15 protein-coding genes are annotated in these 20,097 nt (G+C 46.0%); 6 read left to right on the top strand and 9 right to left on the bottom strand.

What is annotated here, in order from left to right; genetic code table 11:
- The first annotated feature begins 149 nt into the window (after positions 1-149).
- Positions 150-1,292, top strand: a complete 1,143-nt coding sequence (locus DWW23_RS01885; protein ID WP_122351678.1) for an ATP-binding protein — start codon at positions 150-152, stop codon at positions 1,290-1,292.
- 18 nt (positions 1,293-1,310) lie between these two features.
- Here DWW23_RS01885 and DWW23_RS01880 read toward each other — a convergent pair whose 3' ends face one another.
- The 9 genes from DWW23_RS01880 to DWW23_RS01840 form a co-directional block, all read right to left on the bottom strand.
- Entirely contained in the window at positions 1,311-2,135 is an 825-nt protein-coding gene (locus DWW23_RS01880; protein ID WP_122351581.1) for a transporter substrate-binding domain-containing protein, read from the bottom strand.
- Between the two features lie 5 nt (positions 2,136-2,140).
- Complete coding sequence (locus tag DWW23_RS01875) at positions 2,141-4,276, bottom strand: putative porin (protein WP_122351580.1); 2,136 nt, start codon at positions 4,274-4,276, stop codon at positions 2,141-2,143.
- Between the two features lie 70 nt (positions 4,277-4,346).
- Positions 4,347-4,889, bottom strand: coding sequence for a 2-oxoacid:acceptor oxidoreductase family protein (locus DWW23_RS01870; RefSeq protein WP_122351579.1), 543 nt, complete (start codon positions 4,887-4,889; stop codon positions 4,347-4,349).
- Between the two features lie 17 nt (positions 4,890-4,906).
- Positions 4,907-5,671, bottom strand: coding sequence for a thiamine pyrophosphate-dependent enzyme (locus tag DWW23_RS01865; RefSeq protein WP_122351578.1), 765 nt, complete (start codon positions 5,669-5,671; stop codon positions 4,907-4,909).
- 189 nt (positions 5,672-5,860) lie between these two features.
- The gene (locus tag DWW23_RS01860; protein WP_122351577.1) at positions 5,861-6,940 is read right to left on the bottom strand and encodes a 3-methyl-2-oxobutanoate dehydrogenase subunit VorB; all 1,080 of its coding nucleotides are present in this window, start codon (positions 6,938-6,940) and stop codon (positions 5,861-5,863) included.
- 7 nt (positions 6,941-6,947) lie between these two features.
- Entirely contained in the window at positions 6,948-7,175 is a 228-nt protein-coding gene (locus DWW23_RS01855) for a ferredoxin family protein (RefSeq protein WP_007653280.1), read from the bottom strand.
- Between the two features lie 208 nt (positions 7,176-7,383).
- A complete protein-coding gene (locus DWW23_RS01850; protein WP_122351576.1) occupies positions 7,384-8,757 on the bottom strand; it encodes a sigma-54 dependent transcriptional regulator in 1,374 nt (457 codons plus the stop codon).
- Entirely contained in the window at positions 8,754-9,998 is a 1,245-nt protein-coding gene (locus DWW23_RS01845) for a GAF domain-containing sensor histidine kinase (RefSeq protein ID WP_122351575.1), read from the bottom strand. The genes DWW23_RS01850 and DWW23_RS01845 overlap by 4 nt, the downstream gene beginning before the upstream one ends.
- A gap of 95 nt (positions 9,999-10,093) precedes the next feature.
- The gene (locus DWW23_RS01840) at positions 10,094-12,388 is read right to left on the bottom strand and encodes a GH92 family glycosyl hydrolase (RefSeq protein ID WP_122351574.1); all 2,295 of its coding nucleotides are present in this window, start codon (positions 12,386-12,388) and stop codon (positions 10,094-10,096) included.
- Positions 12,389-12,686: 298 nt separating this feature from the next.
- Between DWW23_RS01840 and DWW23_RS01835 the strand changes: the two genes are divergently transcribed.
- The 5 genes from DWW23_RS01835 to DWW23_RS01815 all read left to right on the top strand — a co-directional run bounded on the left by DWW23_RS01835 (position 12,687) and on the right by DWW23_RS01815 (position 19,822).
- The gene (locus DWW23_RS01835) at positions 12,687-14,201 is read left to right on the top strand and encodes a TolC family protein (RefSeq protein ID WP_122351573.1); all 1,515 of its coding nucleotides are present in this window, start codon (positions 12,687-12,689) and stop codon (positions 14,199-14,201) included.
- Between the two features lie 222 nt (positions 14,202-14,423).
- Complete coding sequence (locus DWW23_RS01830) at positions 14,424-15,839, top strand: NEW3 domain-containing protein (RefSeq protein WP_233564238.1); 1,416 nt, start codon at positions 14,424-14,426, stop codon at positions 15,837-15,839.
- Between the two features lie 287 nt (positions 15,840-16,126).
- Positions 16,127-16,846 carry an ABC transporter ATP-binding protein gene (locus tag DWW23_RS01825; RefSeq protein ID WP_122351571.1) on the top strand — a complete coding sequence of 240 codons (720 nt, stop codon included), beginning with the start codon at positions 16,127-16,129 and terminating at the stop codon, positions 16,844-16,846.
- A 30-nt stretch (positions 16,847-16,876) separates the two neighbouring features.
- Positions 16,877-18,412, top strand: a complete 1,536-nt coding sequence (locus tag DWW23_RS01820; RefSeq protein ID WP_122351570.1) for an ABC transporter permease subunit — start codon at positions 16,877-16,879, stop codon at positions 18,410-18,412.
- Positions 18,413-18,427: 15 nt separating this feature from the next.
- On the top strand, positions 18,428-19,822 hold the full coding sequence (locus DWW23_RS01815; RefSeq protein WP_122351569.1) for an ABC transporter permease: 1,395 nt from the start codon (positions 18,428-18,430) through the stop codon (positions 19,820-19,822).
- The last annotated feature ends 275 nt before the right edge of the window (positions 19,823-20,097 follow it).

The following is a 20,097-nucleotide window of genomic DNA, read 5'->3' as shown; positions in this document are numbered from 1 at the left end:
ATATTTGTCAAATTCTATACTACTAATGTTGGCTCTTGTAATAAATGTCTTGTATTTTTCTGTAAGCTTTGAAAATTCATATTTATCTATGGTGCTGTACCATAAAAATTAATATCTTTATGCCCGTATTGGAAAAATGGCAAGTTATTATGGGAATAAATGATAGCTCTAACGGCTTTCAAAAGAAAGTAACCTTAAATGAGTCGGATACAGTTCATGAGTTACTTAATACAATATTAGATCATTTGCCTCTGGGGGTATTTGTAAAAGATCCGGAAGATCATTTCAATTATCTTTACTGGAACAAATTTATGGAAGAGATAACGGGTATTGATACATCCCAGATCGAAGGACACGATGACTCTGAAGTGAATTTTAATGCCTTAATGTCGGCAGAGGAACGCCTGGAGGTTGATAGACAGGTAATCCGCTCGGGAAAAGAGGCCGAATTTCATGGGTGGCTCAAGACTGTTTCCGGAGAGACTAAATATATTGAGGTTGCAAAGTATCCGATTTCTTTAAGTAACGGAAAACCTCTGTTACTCGCATTGTGGCGTGACGCTACAGTGAAACGGGCAATAGAAAAACGCCTGGAAGATGAGCGTGATAAGGCGGAAATGGCAGACAAGCTGAAATCTAAATATCTGGCAGATATGAGCCATGAGATCCGTACGCCTTTGAATGCAATAACCGGTTTTTCGGAAATGATGGCCTTTGCGGATTCGGACGAAGAACGTATGTCTTATTATGAGATAATAAAAGCCAATAATCAGTTGCTCATGCAATTGATCAATGATATTCTCGACTTATCGAAGATTGAGGCGGATGCGATAAAGATCAGCTATGCGCCGATCGACCTGAACGAGATGATGGATACTACTTATGCTTCCATAAGACCCCGTATGCCGAAAGATGTGAAACTGATCCTGGAAAAGGGACTGGATAGATGTACTTTTGGTGCCGACTATATCCGTTTGCTCCAGCTAATCAATAACCTGGTTAATAATGCGATCAAGAATACCAAAAAGGGGAGCATTACGATGGGCTATGAATCTCTGGGGGATGGTAAACTAAACTTTTATGTCAAAGATACCGGACAGGGAATCGCTGAGGCGCAATTGCAGAACCTGTTCAACCGCTTTGTCAAGGTCAATGACTATGTGGAGGGTATCGGTTTGGGATTAGCTATTTGTAAAGGACTTGTGACGAAGATGGGAGGTACTATCCGGGTTGAATCGCGGCTGGGTGAAGGTTCGACTTTTTCGTTCATTCTGCCTTCACATGCCTGGTAAAGAGTTGTTTTGAAGTAATTATTTCTTTCCGTAATAGCGTTTGTAAATCTGGTCATACAAACCGCTCTGCTTAATTTGTGACAACCAGCTGTTCAGGCTGTCGAGCAGGATAGGGGAGTCTTTACGTACGGCCCACGATTGAAGCTGGGTGAAACTAATATCCGTATCGATATCTATTTCGGGCAGATTGTCTTTGGATAGACGGGCTATTTGCTGATCGCATACGGCATAGTCGATATCCCCTTTGGCTACCATGATGGCTAATTGTTCGCTGGAATAAAGTTCGTCTTCTTTTACATAGATGGTGTCGCCTATTTCATGTGCCAGGTTTTGCAGACGCAGCAAAGCCGGTGAGTTTTTGGGGATATACAATGTCTTTTGTGCCAGGTCGAGCTGATTACGGATCGGTTTGATGCCGTTGTTGGATTCTTCCGTGCGTTGTACCAATACCTGCTTGTTAAAAACGATCGGTTCGGTAAACAGGTAGTTCTCTTTTATTTCACTGTTAATCGGAATATTGCGGGCTATGATATCGCATTGGTTGTCCGATAATTCCTTGAAACTTTCTGCAAGGCTCATTTCGAGCTGGGTCTGAACTTCCAGACCGGACAAGGCGGCGATTGCCTGGCTTAATTCATATTGGAACCCCTCTATCGTATCGCCGGCTATGTAATAACCGGATTGATTATATTCGGTAACCATTCGAAGGATACCCTCTGCCTTGATTTCCGGATAGTCCCTTGGAGCGACAGGCGCTTTCTTATATGGCCACAGACGAAACATGACTATCAGTACACATACCAACAGGATGACATAAACGACCAGTAACTTCCGGGATTTCATACGGCTTAGTTATTGAATGTAACAGCAATACCCATTTTCAGTACCATCGGATTCAACGGATAATGGGCCAGAGAGAAATAGTTAGGATCAGCAAACTTGCTGCTCAGGTTATACGCCATTACAAAGAAACGGGCCTGTTTCAGGTGGAAATTCACATACGCATTGACCAAAGGATAATTACCTACTTTTACTTCATCCTGAACCTGGAACTGTTGGGTGGCCGGTTCGTAATAAGGAGCGTAGTAAGCCGTGTTATAATACACATTGGCTCCCAATTGAACGGTCAGTACTTTTGCCAGCTTAACTGCCAGATACATGTTCGAGTAAGCGCTTATCGATGGAAGAGGAAGTACACTTTTATCACTGCTTAATTGCCAGCAAACTTCATTTTCCCATCCGAAAGCACGGAAACGGAAGTCTTGTTTGATACGTGCACTGACAACCTGCAAGTTGCTTCCATGCTGTACCGGGAATCCTTCCTTATTGAAATAAATATAATTCTGGATACTTTCTACACCTGCTTTTAATGTCGTCTTTGAAGATTCCAGATAAACTTCACCTCCCGCATAGATTTGCTGGGTCATGTTAAAGCCGGGATTGTCCCACCAGAAGTACCGGGAATGATTATGGCGCAGGTAGAAAGCCGGTGTTGTATTCTTGATGTAAGCATCTGCTTTGATAACGGCATCTTTATTGAATAACTTGAAGCGGGTTTGCAAATCTCCGGTCACGCGAAACTCACCTACATCACTACCAACCATACATAGTTCACCTCGTGCATTATAAGTCAGGATACTGCCCTGGCGTTTGGAAAGTTCCGCTCCGACATAGGTGGAGAACTCATCATAAATCTCTGCTGTGGGTAAATTCTTCAGGTCGATATTGTCTACAGAGAAGTAGGGACCCCGGCCGTATTCGCCGTAGTCGAGTCCTTCTATCCTTGGCTCCAGTTTGAACCTGCGTTTTTCCAACCTGACGAAAGCGGTCAGACCGAATTTCACCCAGTCCTGAAAACCTTCCCGTAACGAAAGGCCGATCGTATTTTTCAGATTCCATGCAGATGTCTGGTCGTTGAGTGCAGCCCCTAATCCATAGATACGCGGGAAACGCAAACCGTTATCATCGACCACATAGGACGAATCCATCAGTGCCGTGTTGTCAGCGATGAACCGGCGGCGGTTATCTTCGTAATCGATTGTATGGATAATACTGGATATCGGCACAAACACTTCCTTCGGGTTCCCTTCTTCATCCGTTTCTTCCAGTTCACGTGTGAAACCGAGATTGTATCGTTGCGTCAGGAAATAGCGTTTTCCACGTACACGGTTCCATGCATTTGTCAGATAACGGATATCATACGATTTGGTATCGGACGGACGTCCTTCCGGGAAATATTCGTCCGGATGGTTGATGGTAGAATCGTTTTCCAACCCTCCGTTCTCATAATTTACAAAGTTAAAGTTGCTTAGCGAAGCATGCAATTCATAACGGTCGGTTTGGTAACTGCCGAAGAAGCGATAGCTTAATAGTTTGTTACCATTATTTTTATAATGTCCGCGGCCATAGATATAGTCGATATCGGCACCCACATTGATCTTCTTGCCGAAGTTCATGGTCATTGTCCCTTTCAACTGTTCTTCCTTGTTCGTGCTACCGCCGGCAGTGGTGTACATAACGTTGGTGTAAGGGATTTTTGTGTTGTAGAAATAGGCGTTTTCAGGTGTCGTGATATAATAATCATATGCATCGGCAAAGATGAAATCACGTGCTTCCTGCCGTTCGGTGAATATTTTGGTTTGTGCCGGAGAGCCCAGGTTTGCCAGGTAGCCGACGGCAAGCGATTTACTTTCCACCAATGTCGAATTACTGAAATTCAGTTTATTCGTATCCATAGGTGCTACATACGGTTCACCCAGAAAGGGAGTGAGCCGATAGGCTGTAATGCGTTTGGATTTCAAAGCGGCACTATCAGCAACCAGCAGACTGTCCGGTATATCTTTCTGCGATGATGTCAGGTTCGACAGGGAGAAGCCGCCACGTCTTCCTCCACCTCTCTGATCTGCCCGGCCTCCTTCGCGTTGTGCCTGAACGGTTACGGCAGATACTATCAGCAACAATAATATGTATAAGCAATGCTTCATGGGTTGCAAAGATAAAACAAAAGGGCATTTCTACGAAAGAAACGCCCCTCTTTATATTCTTTTTGCAAGATTACATTTTCTGTATGATCTCCATGCCTTTCTTTATGGCCGCTTCGTTCATCGGGATCAGCTTGTGGTGACGCTCGGGCAGGGACTTCTTCAGACCCAGCAACACGTTTTCAAGTTGTACCATCGGAACGATCTTCAGCAGACCGCCGAGAATAAGCATGTTGAATGCTTTTTCATTCTTCATTTCCGTGGCAGCATCCATCGCGTCCACACGATAAACGCTGATATCGGTACGTTTTACCGGTGTATGGATACCATAGCCGTCGTAGATCAGGATACCACCCGGTTTCACTTTGCTTTCGAACTTATCCATAGACGGTTGGTTCAGGATGATAGCGATGTCATATTCGTTCAGGATCGGAGAGCTGATCGGGTCGTCGCTCAGGATCACTGTTACATTGGCTGTACCACCGCGTTGTTCGGGTCCGTATGAAGGCATCCAGGTAACTTCCTTGCCTTCCATCAAGCCTGAATAAGCAAGTATCTTACCCATCGACAGAACACCTTGTCCACCAAAGCCTGCTATAATTATTTCTTGTTTCATGTCGTTTTTGTATTTACTTATTCTTTGTTCTTTAAGTCTCCTAGCGGATAGAACGGGAACATGTTCTCTTCCATCCATTTATTTGATTTCTCAGGAGTCATCTTCCAACCGGATGAACAGGTGGAAACGAATTCGACAACTGAAGTCCCTTTGCCTGCCATTGAGTTTTCAAAAGCTTTGCGAAGCATCTTTTTGGCTTTGCGAACGGCGGCGGCAGTCTGTACGCTCTGGCGGGTAACCAGGCAAGTACCTTCCAGCTGAGCCAGCAGATCGCCGATCTTCAGCGGATAGCCGTTCAGGGCGATGTTACGTCCGTAAGGGCAAGTCGCAGTCGGCATCCCTTCGAGTGTAGTAGGAGCCATCTGACCTCCGGTCATACCATAGATAGCATTGTTTACGAATACGATCACGATGTTTTCGCCGCGGTTGGCAGCATGGATGGTTTCGGCTGTACCGATAGCGGCCAGGTCGCCGTCGCCCTGGTAAGTGAAGACCATCTTTTCCGGATTCAGGCGTTTGATCGCTGTAGCGATGGCAGGTGCACGTCCGTGAGCAGCTTCTTCCCAGTCGATATCCAGGTAGTTATATGCGAATACGGCGCAACCCACCGGGGAGACACCGATTGTTTTTTCTTCCATTCCCATTTCGGCGATCACTTCAGCGATCAGCTTGTGTATCACACCGTGGCTGCAACCGGGACAGTAGTGCATGGGATTGTCGTTCATCAATTCCGGCTTTGTATAGACCAGATTCTCCGGTTTAATTATTTCGTTGAGTTCCATAATTGTTGCTTAATTAACTAATAAATCTCAGTAGATATTGAACAAGTCTGAAGCATATGGCAGCCCCTCCGCAATAGAGGAATACATGGCGATCGTCGACTGCAAAATAGCAAACGATCGCTGCTGCTGCCAATACCATGAACAGGATTGTCAATATGCTGTCTGTTTTACTTCCGCGTATCATAGAAATTAAAATAACTTTTCTTTTAACGCATTCAGTACTTCATCCGGAGTAAACACGATACCACCCAGGCGGCCGAAGTGTTCAACCTTTACTTTTCCGTTAACAGCCAGGCGGATATCTTCCACCATCTGGCCGGCATTCAATTCGACAGAAAGCATACCTTTTACCTTATCGGCATAAGCGGCAATCGCTTTTGTCGGGAACGGCCACAACGTGATCGGACGTAACAACCCGAGTTTAATGCCTTCTCCACGTGCGATCTCTACCACTTTCTGGCAGATACGGGCAGAAGAACCGAAAGCAACCAGCAGATATTCTGCGTCGTCGCACTGGAACTCTTCGTAGCGTACTTCGTTTTCTTCAATCTTGCGGTATTTAGCCTGGAAACGAAGGTTGTTTTCTTCCATCTTCGCCGGATCGAGTTCCAGTGAAGTGATCACATTGGCTTTACGATTTTTCGTTTTGCCTTGTACAGCCCACGGACATTCGGCGATGATCTCTTCTTCTGTCTTACGCGGACGGAAAGGAGGCATAACCACTTTTTCCATCATCTGACCGATGATACCGTCGGCAAGGATAATAGCCGGATTGCAATATTTGAAAGCGAGGTCGAATCCTAATCCGACAAAGTCAGCCATCTCTTGTACGGAAGAAGGAGCGAGGGTGATCAGGCGATAGTCGCCGTGTCCGCCACCTTTCACTGTCTGGAAATAGTCTGCCTGGCTCGGCTGGATCGTTCCCAGACCGGGACCGCCACGCATTACGTTTACAATTAAACAAGGCAATTCGGCACCTGCGATATAAGAAATACCTTCCTGTTTCAGGCTGACACCAGGACTGGAAGATGAAGTCATTACACGTTTGCCTGTACCGGCACCACCATACACCATGTTGATAGCTGCTACTTCACTTTCGGCTTGCAGTACTACCATTCCGGTTGTTTCCCACGGCATTTCGGCCATTAGGGTTTCCAGGATCTCCGACTGCGGAGTGATAGGATATCCGAAGTATCCGTCTACACCGTAGCGTATAGCTGCATGGGCGACGACTTCGTTTCCCTTCATTAATTTTATCTCTTCTGCCATATTTGTTTTATATTTTTACTTTGTAGATGGTTAAACAGCCGTCGGGACAAACCAATCCGCAACTGGCGCAACCGATGCAAGCATCAGGGTTTTTCATGTACACATAATGGTACCCTTTGTTGTTCACTTCACGCGGGTGTAATTCCAGTACATCGCTGGGGCAGGCAACTACACATAAGTTGCACCCTTTGCAGCGTTCCTGGTTAACAACGACCGCTCCTTTTATCTTTGCCATAGTATAACTAATTATGTTTTATGTCGTGTAAGACCTACAAAGTTAAGAACTAATGTTATAAAAACAAGGGTTGCTTCATTTTTTAGTTGACAGTTGACAAGTGACAGTTGATAGTTGATGGTTGTCAAGTGACAGTTGACGGTTTAAAAATCAATGTGTAAATTATTGAGTTATCATCTGTCAACTGTCACTTGTCAACTGTCGTCTGCTATTTGTCAATCGCTGAATCCAGTCCGTACCGCTTCATTTTGTTGAACAGTGTTTTCCGGCTGATATTGAGTGCTTCGGCTGTCAGTGTCCGGTTGAAACTATGTTTCCGGAGCGTTTCGAGTATCAGTTCTTTTTCTATTTGCGCATTGATCTCCCGGATACTGTTTCCGCTGCTTCCTGCTACGGATTGTTCCTCTGCCAGTTCGTATCCTTTCACCCGGTCGGGCAGGTGTTCGGGACGGATTGTACCGTCGGTACACAGTATCATGGCACTTTGTACGGCATTCTCGAGGTCGCGGACATTGCCGGGCCAGCCGTAAGAGCCGAGCAACTTCACGGCTTCCGGTGTAATGGATTGTACGTCGAGGCTCAATGTCCGGTTATATTTGCGGATAAAGAAATTGGTCAGCAGCGGAATGTCCTCTTTCCGTTCGCGAAGTGGCGGGAGGATAAGGGTAAAAACGTTCAGGCGGTAGAGAAGGTCGAGGCGGAAACGGCCGTCTTTCACTTCATCGTCCAGGTTGCGGTTGGTAGCTGCTACGATACGGACATCTACCGGGATTGCCTTCTTCCCTCCGATACGGGTGATTTTCCGTTCTTCCAATACGCGGAGTAGTTTCACCTGGGCATCCAAAGGCAGTTCGCCTATTTCATCCAGGAAAAGAGTTCCGCCGTCTGCCTGCTCGAAAGTTCCAGCCTTGGCCTCTTTGGCATCCGTAAAGGCACCCCGTTCATGGCCGAACAGTTCACTTTCCATCAATGTAAGCGGAATAGCTCCGCAGTTGATGGCAACGAACGGGCCGTTAGCACGCAGGCTATTGGTATGGATGGCACGCGCGATCAGTTCTTTACCTGTACCGCTTTCTCCGTGGATCAGGACGGTGGCATTCGTTTCAGCTACCCGGCGGACCTGTATCATGGTTTGCCTGAGTCCGGTATTTTCTCCGATAACGGAGCTTTGTTTCTCTCCCAGTGTCTTCTTTAGCGTCGATAGTTCACCTTTCATCCGGCTGTGTTCAACGGCACGGCCTACAGTGAGCACCAGCTTGTCGTTATCGAACGGCTTTTCGATAAAATCGTAAGCTCCTTTCTTTACGGCGTCGACGGCCAGGGAGATGGAACCGAAGGCCGTAACGAACAGGACGACCTGGTTGGGGGAAATACGTTTGATCTCTTCCAATGCTTCCACACCTGTCAGTACCGGCATCTGCTGGTCCAGCAAGATCACATCGGGGTGGAAGGAGAGAAGTGCCTCTACCGCTTCCCGTCCGTTTTCGACGGGCATGACTTCGTATCCCTCGTCTGTCAGCAGGCGGGCGATCATCTTACGGATGCGCGGCTCATCGTCGGCTACTACTATTTTTGCTTTCATATACGTTGCGGTAGTTTTATGTTTATGCAAGTGCCTTTGCCCGGCGTACTTTTTACCTCGATCTCGCCTTCATGGCGTTTCACGATGCCGTAGCAAATGGCTAATCCTAATCCGGTCCCTTCTTCTTTTGTCGTGAAGAACGGGTTGAATACATTCTCGATGTCTTTCTGTTCGATCCCTTTTCCGGTATCCTCGAACGAGACGATCAGATAACGGGAATGCGTATTGATCGGTGCTCCCTTTTCTATACTTATTATTAATGTACGCGAGTGGCCGGAAGAATTTTTGCTCATGGCCTCGACTGCATTTAGAATAATGTTCAGGAAGACCTGTTTCAGTTGTTCCGTGTCAGCCTGTAGGGTCGTATTGTCGGTGAAGTATTCGAACTCTACTTCGATATCCTGTTTACGTAAAGTGTTTGTCACCAGCAAAAGCGTCTGGTTGATCAGTTGCTCGATGTTTACCTCCGATGTGTTCAACTCCGACGGACGGGCGAACGACAGCAAGCCTTGTACGATCTTATTGATACGTTCCACTTCCGAGATCAGTTCATCCATCATCTCTTTTTTGGTCGGGTCGGCATTGAAATCCTTACTCAGATACTGGATCGTACTGCGGATGGCTGTCAGCGGGTTCCGTATCTCATGGGCGGCACCGGCAGCCAGTTCTCCCAAAGTTGCCAGACGATCTGTGCGGTACATCTTTTTCAGGCGTTCGGTCTGTATCTCGTAGAGCGAAGCATGTTCGATGGCAAAAGTCGCCTGGTTGATCAGGATGGAGAGCAGCTTCAGTTCCTGTGGGGTGAAAACGGTTCCGTCGGTTTTCTTTCCGATAAAGATCGTTCCGTTTATCTGATTCATCACCTTTAGCGGGAAGATCAGTTCTGCGCCCAGTTGACGTACTATTTCCTGTTCTTCCGGAGGGAAGTAAGCGATGATATCCGGATGTTCGGACACGGTCAGATGTTTTTCGTTTACCGATAGCCAGCTAGTCAGGCGGCTTCGTTTGGTCAGGGTCACCGGTTTGTTCTTTGCTTCGTTCTGTTGTTTGTATTTCCCGGTGTTCTCATCCAGCAGGAAAATATAGATACTCTCGACAGGGCATATTTGTTTTACTTTGGCGGCGATGTTACCGATAAGCAATTGTTTGTCGACAATCAACGTAAGTGACTGGTTGAACTCTGAAAGCAATTGTTCCAGATTGGGTTGCGCGGGTCGTTCGTTCTTTCTGAATAGTGGCATGTTGTTTCTGATCTTTGTACAAAAGTATAAAAAACAGATGAATTTGCCGGACGGTTACATAGAATAATGATTTCGTCCGGCAACATGGAGCTGTTTCAGAAGCATGTATACCCCGGTTTATCGCCCATTTCGAGTAAAAGTACCCCGCCGACAGTTATTGCGGTAAAGGGGATTCGCGGCTGTTTCAATTCTTTGCCGTTCAGGTATGCTTTCTGGATATAGATATTTTCTTTTGAGTTGTTACGGGCTTCGATCGTGAAAGTCTTCCCTTTATAATAATCCGGATCCAGATGGATGGTTACTTTGTTGAAGAGCGGACTGGTCAGTTCCAGTTCCGGCCGTAGGGAAGCACCTCCGTTCATTTCGAACAGGCCGAGGGCACTCATCACATACCAGCCGCCCATCTGTCCTTCGTCTTCATCACCTTCCCAGCCATGATAGGGAGTCGAACCGTAGAAACTATCCAGGATGGCACGCGACCATTTCTGTGCCAGCCACGGTTTGCCGGAGTAGTTGAACAGGAACGGCGTACACATATTTACCTCATTCCCCTGATTGATATAAAATTCGGCTGCCTGCCCCATCGTACGGTCGAAGACGTGAGCAGCGAACTTATGCTTTTCCGATTTGATAAAACCTTCTTCCAGGCGGCTGTTGAAAAGATCTTTCCCCAGCAGATCGACCAATCCCGCAATATCATGCGGTACATACCAGGAGTATTGCCAGCTGTTCCCTTCGATAAACCCTTTGTTGGAGAATACGTTGAAGTCGGGATCCCAATTGCCGAGACTGTCCCGCTGCATGACAAACTTCTTCTCCGGATGAAATACATTCTTATAGTTCATGGAACGTGCCAGCAATGCTTTTCCCTCTTTTTTCTTTCCGAGGGCAAAGGCAAGCTGGGCGACGCACCAGTCGTCGTAAGCATAATCGAGTGTTTTGGATACAACGCCCATTTCCATCGGCATATAACCATACTTAATGTAAACATCCAGTAAAGGATTGCCGCAACTACCGCCGCAGGGATGGTTGATACCCGTCTCCGTTACATTTTTTATGACGGCTTTGTAAATGTCTTCTCCGTCTTTGCGTATCCCTTTCTGGTAAGCTGCCACCATCAGCGCAGTTTCGTGCGAACCTTCCATGATCCCCGAATATTCCAGACCTGCCGGACCTTTGCTTGTCCATCCCGTGTGTTTGAACATTTCGAGCTGGGTGGTTACCCAATCGTCAACGATGCGAGGGGAGATGATCGACCAAAGGCCGTTCAGGTTCCAGAAACTGTTCCAGAAAGCATCGCCACCGTACATATTGCCGTGATCCAGTTGCTGTACGTTTTCGCAGGCATCGCGGTATTGGCCGTTCACATCGTTCCAGGTTTGTTTTCCGGCATAAGCGCGGTAGAGGTTGGTATAGAACTTTGTTTTATCCACTTCGTTCTGTCCTTCTATCTCTATTTTCCCAAGCAGTTTGTTCCATTTGGTACGGGTTTGCGCTGCTACACGGTCGAAGTCATATTCTAGGGGAGCCAGTTCCGCCTCCATATTTAAACGGGCTTGCTCGATGCTGACCAGCGACAAGCCGGTAGAGACGGTGATGCTTTCCCCTTCTTTCGTAGTGTAAAGGGCATAGACTCCGATGTCGTTTTTGCCGGAGATGGATTGTATATCATCGACTTCTTTCCCCTCATTCCATCCGTTTAGCCGGGAAAACGGTTTACTGAAGCGGATGATGAAGTGCAGCTTATAATCATTCCATCTGCTCCATGATCCGGATTGGCAGTCGGCATAACCTTCCAGTTCCGTGTCACTTACCCGGGTGATGCAGGCATCTTTTACGCTGAATCCGTAATCCCATTCGGTAGGGAACAGAAGGTCTATCAATATCCTCGACTCTTTTCTTTCGGGAAAGGTGTACCGGTGGATACCGCAACGAGTAGTGGCGGAAAGTTCGGCTTTCACTTCATGGTCGTATAAATAAACGGAATAATATCCCGGCGAAGCCTTTTCCGTTTCTTTCAGGATACGGGAATGATACCCTGCGTTTGCTCCCTTGTAGGGAGAGTCGGAAGATGGATTCGACAGGGCTAGATCGGCTGTTGTCGGCATGATCATCAGTCCGCCCATTGTCCAGGCATGCAGATGGCTGAAACCGGAAATGCTGTTGATGGCGTATTCGTATCCGCCCATCCAGACATTTCCCTGATTGTCCGGTCCGAGTTGTACCATCCCGAACGGCTCCTGGGCATAAGGCCCCAGCATCCACCGGGAGTTGGATGTTCCGATAAACATATCCACGTAGTCGACAGGTTCTTTGGCCGTTGCAGAAGCCAGCGTGGTAAGGAACGTGATAGATAAGAATATGTTACGTGCTACTTTTCTTATATTCATGGCATTACTTGTTTATTTCAGATAGGCAAAGGTATGAGTTTTCTCTTATTTGGGATTATAACTTTCTGATGAATAGGTTGTATTATCTTCTGATGTATAGCAAATGGGTAAATAATTACCCAATTTGGGTAAAGATAAAGGCGGTTACCCATGAGTAAAAACTTACCCATTTCAGCGAGGCGCGTATAATCAGTCTGTTATGATTTTGGCACGCCGTTTGCCTTACTATATGTGAATATATAAATAAAAGAAGATAATTGGGTAATCTATTACCCGGAAAGACTTAATTCGATATAGTATGAAAAGAAAATTACTGGTATCTCTGTTAATGGGATTTGCTTTGGCAGGGCATGCTGAAACGGAAACGCCCCGGATGATTACTTACGATGAAGCGATTCGTATCGCATTGGGTGAGAGTTATACGGTGAAATATTATAAGGAAGACATGGATGCCACCCGCTATTCTTATCTTTACACAAAGGCGCAGTTCAAGCCGTTGCTTAATTTCGATTTCTTTACGCCTTCATGGACGGAAGGGCTGACAGAAATCTCGCAAGCCAACGGTCTGCCGGTTTATAACTCCACCGGTTCCCTGCAGGTGGGAGGGAATCTGAACTTTACCTATGTATTGCCCACCGGAGGTAATTTTGCCCTCAGTTCTAAAATGTATTGGGAGAATTACCGGACTACGCTTTCACAACAGGATTATGAGGAACTGGAACGCGACCAGGTGTACAGCCGTTTCGCCCTCTCTTTCAACCAGCCTATCTTTACAGCCAATAAGCTGAAAGAGAATATGAAGGTGGCGGAACTGGATTATAAGAAAAGTACCTGTTATTTCACCCGTGTGCAGATGAATATAGTATATAATGTAACGGAGAGCTTTTATACTGTATATAAACTGGCGTACGAACATAAGATCAATCAGGACCGTTTGATCAATTCCCGTGAGGCTTATCGCATCACCAAGCTGAAACAGGAAACGGGTAATCTTCCCGAAGGGGAAATGTTGATTGCCGAGATTACCGTAGCGCAGGACGAGGCCCGTGTAATGGAGAGTGAAGGAAAGCTATCTACTGCTAAAGACCAATTTAAGCTATTGATCGGTTTACCTCTCGGGGAGGAGATCGATTTGAAAGCAGAGATGGAGTTCGAGGCTTTTATTGTCGATATGCAGCAGGCCATCGACGAGGCATTGCGCAACCGTATGGAGATCAAGGAAAACAATCTCGATATCGAGTTGCAGGCCATCGAAGTGAAACGTGCTAAACGGGAACGGGAGTTTAAGGGGAATATATCCGCTTACTATGATTTTACCGGATTAAGTACGCGCAGCGACGGTACGGTCGGTCAGCTGGTCGGTTCTTCGTTTGACAATATGCGCGACCGTCCTGCAAACCGTGGGATTGCCCTGACTGTCTCTTATCCGCTTCTGGACTGGGGACGTGCCAGAAATCAGGTCCGCCGCGAACAAGTCCGCCTGAAACAACGCAAACTGGATCTCGACAATACCGAACGTACTATCGAACAGGAGATACGTGAGATTGTCCGTAGCGTGTATGAGGCCGAGAAGCGTTACCGCATCAACCGCCGGAACCAGGAGGTTGCCATACAGAGTTACCGGATCAGCCAGATGCGTTTTGAAAACGGCGATATGACGAGTCAGGAACTTTCCATCGAACAGGAGCGTCTTTCGCAGGTGCAGTTGGCTTACATCGACAGTTATATCACTTACCGCTTATCGGTAGCTGACCTGAACCGTAAGACGATGTATGACTTTGAACATAACCGCAGTTTCCTGCCTGAATCGTAGGAAAGCTGTTTTTAGTTAGTAGTTTTATATATAATTGATTACAGTTTCCTCGTAGTTGCCTGCTTTGGAAACTCCAGTTTCCTGCCCGGGGAACTCCGGTTTCCTGCGGAGGGAATTACAGTTTCCTACCGAAGAAACTCCAGTTTCCATTGCAGGAAATTAAAAGAAACTTAGGAACGAAATTGAAATAACTAATAATAAGAAGAACAAATGAACGAACACATGAAAAGTTTTATCACGGTATTGCTGGTCATTTTACTGATGCCCTTTACCGTCCGGGCGGAAGGTGACAGCGAAGCAGCCTTGTTGCTCGACTTGAAGAAGACACGTGCCGACTATGAAGTAGCGAAACAGAAGTTTCAGAACGACACGAAGTTGTATAATGAGAAAGCCATCTCCGCTAATGATTTCAACCGTTCGAAGAATGAGCTGCTGAGTAAGGAAGTGGATTATCAGAAGCTGATCCTGAAGCTGATCTCGCAACAGAGTTACATCACGGTGGAACGTGCCGTGAAATATCAGGACCAGCGTGGCGAACGCAAGGTAAAGATCACCCTGAAAAGTGCGCTGGAAGGGAATGAAGAGTATCTGAGCCAGTTCAAAGAACATTTCGATGTTTTTACGCCCGAGATGCGTTCCGGTAAGATATATAATATATATGTATCGCTGGTCGATAACGAATCGAAGACGATTATCGGTTCGCCGTACGAGTACCGTGTGCCGTTTATCGAACTGGGGAAGGTGGCGACTGCCGATTTTGAATTGCTGAAAGATGCGGAGAACCTTACGGTGTCGTTGAACTACAATAACCGCAAGGATGAGAAGAACATCTATCTGAAGAAAGATGCCAGTGTGAATGTGATCGATATTTCCTCCATGCAGTTCAGCCAGGAAGCGGACCTGAGCAGTAAGGCCACGTATGATCTGACACTCGAACGCTTCTCTACTTCGGACGATGTATATCGTTTGGAAGTACTCGACCTGCCGCGTCAGATCACTTACGACTTTATGGACGGAGAAAGTAAAGTGACCCAGATCAAATTTGCGCAGGGCGTAAACATAAAGAAATTATCTTTGCAGGTATATTTACCCGACCGCGACGACCAGCAAGTAGTGATTGACAAACCGATCAAGTTCCAGGTTCAGACTGTTTCTGCCTCTAACGGCGAGAAGGCCGGTAACGAAAATCTGGAGATCATCCCTCGCGGAAAAGGAAAGATCGAAGTGCGTGCAAACAACCTCTACCACGAAACAACCGTAGGAAAAGAAGTGACAATGGATGTGACCGTACGTAACGGTGGTAGCCGTCGCCTGGATAACATCAAGCTGACTGCTGAGAGGCCTTTGGGTTGGGATACCCGCATCGAACCGGATGTGATCAGCAGCCTGGAACCGGAAAAGGAAATGACCGTACAGGTAACCATCATCCCGCCGAAAGACGGTGGAGTAGGTGCCCAGGAAGTAAAGATCAAGACGGAAGCCATGGCGGATAACCGCAAGGTGGATACAGAGGATAAGACAGTCCGCATCCAGGTAAACGCCGCCACATCTATCTTCGGAACAATCTTCTTAATCCTGTTGCTAATTGGCTTTGTAGGTGGAATTGTCTGGTTCGGGATGAAGCTTAGTAAGCGGTAAGTTATGAAGATTTGAGCCTATCCGGGCATAGGGCATCAATTATAAATGGGACATGCTTGGTTACAGGTTTATTTGCCGTCTGCTTTAGCTGACGGACTGGTAAATGATCTATCTCTTGGACTTTAGTCCTATTTTAAACAGTCTCTCTATTTAAGAGGAATGTGGCTAAAGCCGAAGAAGAGAAACAATTTGTAAACCGTCGGTTAAAACCGACGGCAAATGAACCTGTAATGGCTAAGTCACTTAAGTAGAAATAAAATAATAATAACAATATAAATAAGAACACTATGTTACAAGCAATCGATTTAACAAAGAGATACGAAGACGGCAACCTGGCTTTGGATGCCTTGAATCTGGAAATCAAACCGGGGGAAATATTCTTCCTGTTGGGAGCTAACGGTGCCGGAAAGACCACCTCCATCAATATTTTCCTGAACTTTATCGAACCGACTTCGGGCCATGCCCTGATCGACGGTATCGACGTGATGGAGAACCCGTTGGAAACTAAGAATCATGTCGCTTTCGTTTCTGAAAACGTCATGCTGTACGGTAACTTCACCGCCCGTCAGAATCTCGATTTCTTTGCCCGCCTGGGAGGGAAGACGAATCTGACAAAAGACGATTATTATAACGTCATGCGCCGTGTCGGCCTTCAGGAAGAAGCCTTCGAACGCAAGTTGAAAACCTTCTCCAAAGGTATGCGCCAGAAAGTAGGTCTTGCCATCGCTATCATCAAAGATGCCAACAACATCGTCATGGACGAACCGACTACCGGACTCGATCCCAAGAGTGCTGCCGAGCTGATGCAGATATTGATCAACCTGCGCAATGCCGGTAAAAGTATCCTGATGTGCACCCACGACCTCTTCCGTGCCAAAGCGGTGGCCGACCGTGTCGGTATTATGAAGGAAGGGCGTCTTGTCATGCTCCGTAGCCGTGAAGAGTTTCTTCAGGACGACCTGGAACGAATCTATCTGGATTATATGCAAGAAGCTATTTTAGAATAAGAGTACAAACTGTCTAATACGATAAATAATATGATTTGGTTAATAGCAAAGAAAGATTTCCTGCTGAACTTGTTGTCAGTCAGGTTTATTATAGGGTTTGTGCTCTGCCTCCTGGTGATCCCGTTTACGATCATCGTCAGTGTGGACAATTACGAGAACCAGGTTCGTGTCTATAAGATCGAACAGGCGCAGGCGGATCGGGAATTGAAAGAGAGTCGGGTGTGGTCGGCGGTACGTCCTACCATCGTACAGGAGCCTGAACCTCTGAGTATTTTTAGTACGGGTATAATGACGAATGTGGGAAACAAGGTAAAGATCGCTTTTTGGGAATATCCGTTGTTTCCTTCGGGTCATACGATTACGCGTGATAACCCGTCATTGAATGCCTTCTTCTCGATAGACTTTTCAAAGGTGATCGCTATCCTCATTTCGTTGTTGGCACTTGTCTTTTCGTACGATGCCATCACCCGCGAACGGGAAGACGGGACGATGAAGCTGACATTTACCGGACAGGTGAGCCGTATTTCTTTCCTGATGGGTAAGTTGTTGGGACTGTTGCTGATATTGCTTCCTATATTGTTGTTCTGTTATCTGTTGGCCTGCCTGATTATCGTGGTCAATCCGGGAATATCCTTTTCTGCATCCGATTGGGGCGGAGTGGCATTGCTTTTCCTGACATCTGTTATTTATATGATGGTATTCCTTTTGTTGGGTATGTTTATCTCCAGCAGGGTCACGCATTCGTCATCATCCATCATCATTAGCTTGCTGTGCTGGATCTGGTTTCTTTTCCTCATGCCTAATATTGCCACTTATCTTTCTCAGAGTATCTCTAAAGCACCTCTGTATGATAATGTACAGGCAGCGATGAATAATTATGATGACACGTATTATAAAGAATATATGGAAGAATGGCCGCGAGCAGCCCAACGGGTCAATATGCGTGGGTTGAGTTATAATAATTGTAATGGAGATGGTGTGGAATATCTGGAACTGGCAGGAGGACCGCGCGAAACTCCCTTATTCCATCAGCAGATGCAGATTTGGTCAACCCCTGTCATGTTGAATAATGCGGATAAGAAGTGGGCTTTGCAACGCGATTACCTGGATGGACTGATGCGGCAGCAACATTTGCAACAGGTTATTGCCTGGTTGTCTCCTTCCGAATTGTTTGGCCAGGCAACAGATGCTTTGTGTCATACCAATGCGAATTGTTTCCTGAAATATATGGAGAGTCTTCGCAATTACCGGGAGAGCCTTATTACTTATTTCAAAGATCATAAGTTGTTTGAATCTATCTCTTACTTTACGGGACAGAAACTGGAGGATTTTCCTACCCGTGCCGAATTGGATACAGGAGACCAAGAGGCACAAAGGAGATATGACAGAGGAAACAGTGAATTTCCATATCTGGATACCAGTGGTGTTCCTCGTTATGTCCCTCAGCCGGTAGCACTTTCTGCTGCTTTGGGCGATGCATTGGGACGCTTATGTGCCTTGCTGGGGTTGGCGATCGTATTGTTGGTCGGAACAATCGTGTCGTTTATGAAATATGATGTCAGATAATAAATAATTACAGTTATGTTTACAACTTTATATATACGGGAATTGCAGAACTACTTATATAGTCTGCGTTTTCAGGTTTCTTTTGTAATTGTTGTGCTAGTCTTTAGTTTGGGAAGTGTTTCATTTGTTTCTTCTTTTAAAGGTATGCACGATAATTACGCCAAATACAACCAGGCTCAGCAGGAGTCATTGGCTAAACGTGCCGAGAATGTGTCGAAGGTAGCGACACAACCGAGTAGTTTTGTGACTTCTCCGCGTGAAAACAGTGTAATTGCAGATTGTAAAGAGAGCTATTTGCCTAACCGTATCGAATATAGTGCTTACAATGTGTTCGGTTATTCGGTGCGTCACGATAGCAACAATCCGTTATTAAGCCGTGGGGACAGCCTGAGCTGGTCGTTCATAGTCTCTATGTTTCTGAGTTTTATCACGTTGCTTTTTGCTTTTGATGCGATATCGGGCGAGAAGGAGGAGAGGACGTTGGCACTGGTCTTTTCCAATGCTGTGCCGCGGCGTACTTTCCTGTGCAGTAAATTGCTCAGTATCGTTACGATCGTGGGAATGATGGAGTTGGTCGGTATAATAATCAGTTTGCTTATTCTGGCTGTTTCGGGACAGGTGCAGCTGAACGGAAGCTTTTTGATGGAGACGGGCGGATTTGTGTTGATCAGTCTGTTGTTTATCACTACTTTCGCAGTATTCGGCCTGTTATCGTCGGTCGTAACGCGTTATTCCAATATCAGTCTGCTCATATCTCTTTGCTTTTGGTTGTTTGCTGCGGTAATTATTCCTAATACATCTGTGTTCTGGGCGAAAAAGCTATTCGGCATACCGGCGTCGGAAGAGGTAGACCGTAAGCGCCGGGAAGCGAGTGACGATATTAACCGTAATGCGCCTCCGGGCAGTTGGTCGTCCAATGGTGGCGATGCGTTTTTCCCTCGCCATGAGTTACGTGCAAAGAACCAGACAAACCTGATGAATAACGATAAAAAGTTTAATGATGCCTATTATTTGCAGCAGTTCCGTCAGTTCGAGCAGACCCGTAATTTTACGTTGCTTTCGCCGATTGCCCAGTTCGATTATATGAATGAAGCTTTCCTGGGAGGCGGTTACCTGCGTTTTCAGAAGAACTGGAATGACCTGCATGCTTTTCAGGAACGGTTCCTGCAATGGTTTAAAGATATAGATGCGAATGATTCAGGTAGTCCGCACTGGTATAATCCTTATGAAGATTATTCAACCAGTAAAAAGTCCGTCGCTGTAGACCAGATTCCGCAATATCAGGAACAGATTGCATCGTTCGGCCAGCGTATCGAATTTATCAGCGGATACCTGATTGCTATGATAATAACAATTGCTGTCCTGTTTATGGCCTGTTTTTATTTCTTTACAAGATATGATGTAAGGTAATAACTGTCTAAATTTTGTACATCAGTGTCTAATAATTGGACATATTAGGATTTGTGTATAATGTTTATATGTTTGATAGATAGGTATTTGTATATTTTGGCACGCCATTTGCAATATAAATGGCGTTGCCGGATATACAATAAGCAAAACCGGGCAACTGTCCACTATCGGACATGTCCGGTTTATTTAATATTGCTAATTATCAGATAGATACGATTCTGGCATGTTATTTGCTAATAAATAAGGTGAAAAGATAAACAATACTAAGAATATGT

Source organism: Parabacteroides sp. AF14-59 (genome assembly GCF_003479515.1).
In the GTDB taxonomy this organism is placed as follows: domain Bacteria; phylum Bacteroidota; class Bacteroidia; order Bacteroidales; family Tannerellaceae; genus Parabacteroides; species Parabacteroides faecis.
This window is presented reverse-complemented; position numbering and strand designations above follow the sequence as displayed.

Coding starts and splice junctions, on each gene's coding strand:
- DWW23_RS01885 (WP_122351678.1), top strand. CDS start 150: ATGGGAATAAATGATAGCTCTAACGGCTTTCAAAAGAAAGTAACCTTA.
- DWW23_RS01880 (WP_122351581.1), bottom strand. CDS start 2,135: ATGAAATCCCGGAAGTTACTGGTCGTTTATGTCATCCTGTTGGTATGT.
- DWW23_RS01875 (WP_122351580.1), bottom strand. CDS start 4,276: ATGAAGCATTGCTTATACATATTATTGTTGCTGATAGTATCTGCCGTA.
- DWW23_RS01870 (WP_122351579.1), bottom strand. CDS start 4,889: ATGAAACAAGAAATAATTATAGCAGGCTTTGGTGGACAAGGTGTTCTG.
- DWW23_RS01865 (WP_122351578.1), bottom strand. CDS start 5,671: ATGGAACTCAACGAAATAATTAAACCGGAGAATCTGGTCTATACAAAG.
- DWW23_RS01860 (WP_122351577.1), bottom strand. CDS start 6,940: ATGGCAGAAGAGATAAAATTAATGAAGGGAAACGAAGTCGTCGCCCAT.
- DWW23_RS01855 (WP_007653280.1), bottom strand. CDS start 7,175: ATGGCAAAGATAAAAGGAGCGGTCGTTGTTAACCAGGAACGCTGCAAA.
- DWW23_RS01850 (WP_122351576.1), bottom strand. CDS start 8,757: ATGAAAGCAAAAATAGTAGTAGCCGACGATGAGCCGCGCATCCGTAAG.
- DWW23_RS01845 (WP_122351575.1), bottom strand. CDS start 9,998: ATGCCACTATTCAGAAAGAACGAACGACCCGCGCAACCCAATCTGGAA.
- DWW23_RS01840 (WP_122351574.1), bottom strand. CDS start 12,388: ATGAATATAAGAAAAGTAGCACGTAACATATTCTTATCTATCACGTTC.
- DWW23_RS01835 (WP_122351573.1), top strand. CDS start 12,687: ATGAAAAGAAAATTACTGGTATCTCTGTTAATGGGATTTGCTTTGGCA.
- DWW23_RS01830 (WP_233564238.1), top strand. CDS start 14,424: ATGAAAAGTTTTATCACGGTATTGCTGGTCATTTTACTGATGCCCTTT.
- DWW23_RS01825 (WP_122351571.1), top strand. CDS start 16,127: ATGTTACAAGCAATCGATTTAACAAAGAGATACGAAGACGGCAACCTG.
- DWW23_RS01820 (WP_122351570.1), top strand. CDS start 16,877: ATGATTTGGTTAATAGCAAAGAAAGATTTCCTGCTGAACTTGTTGTCA.
- DWW23_RS01815 (WP_122351569.1), top strand. CDS start 18,428: ATGTTTACAACTTTATATATACGGGAATTGCAGAACTACTTATATAGT.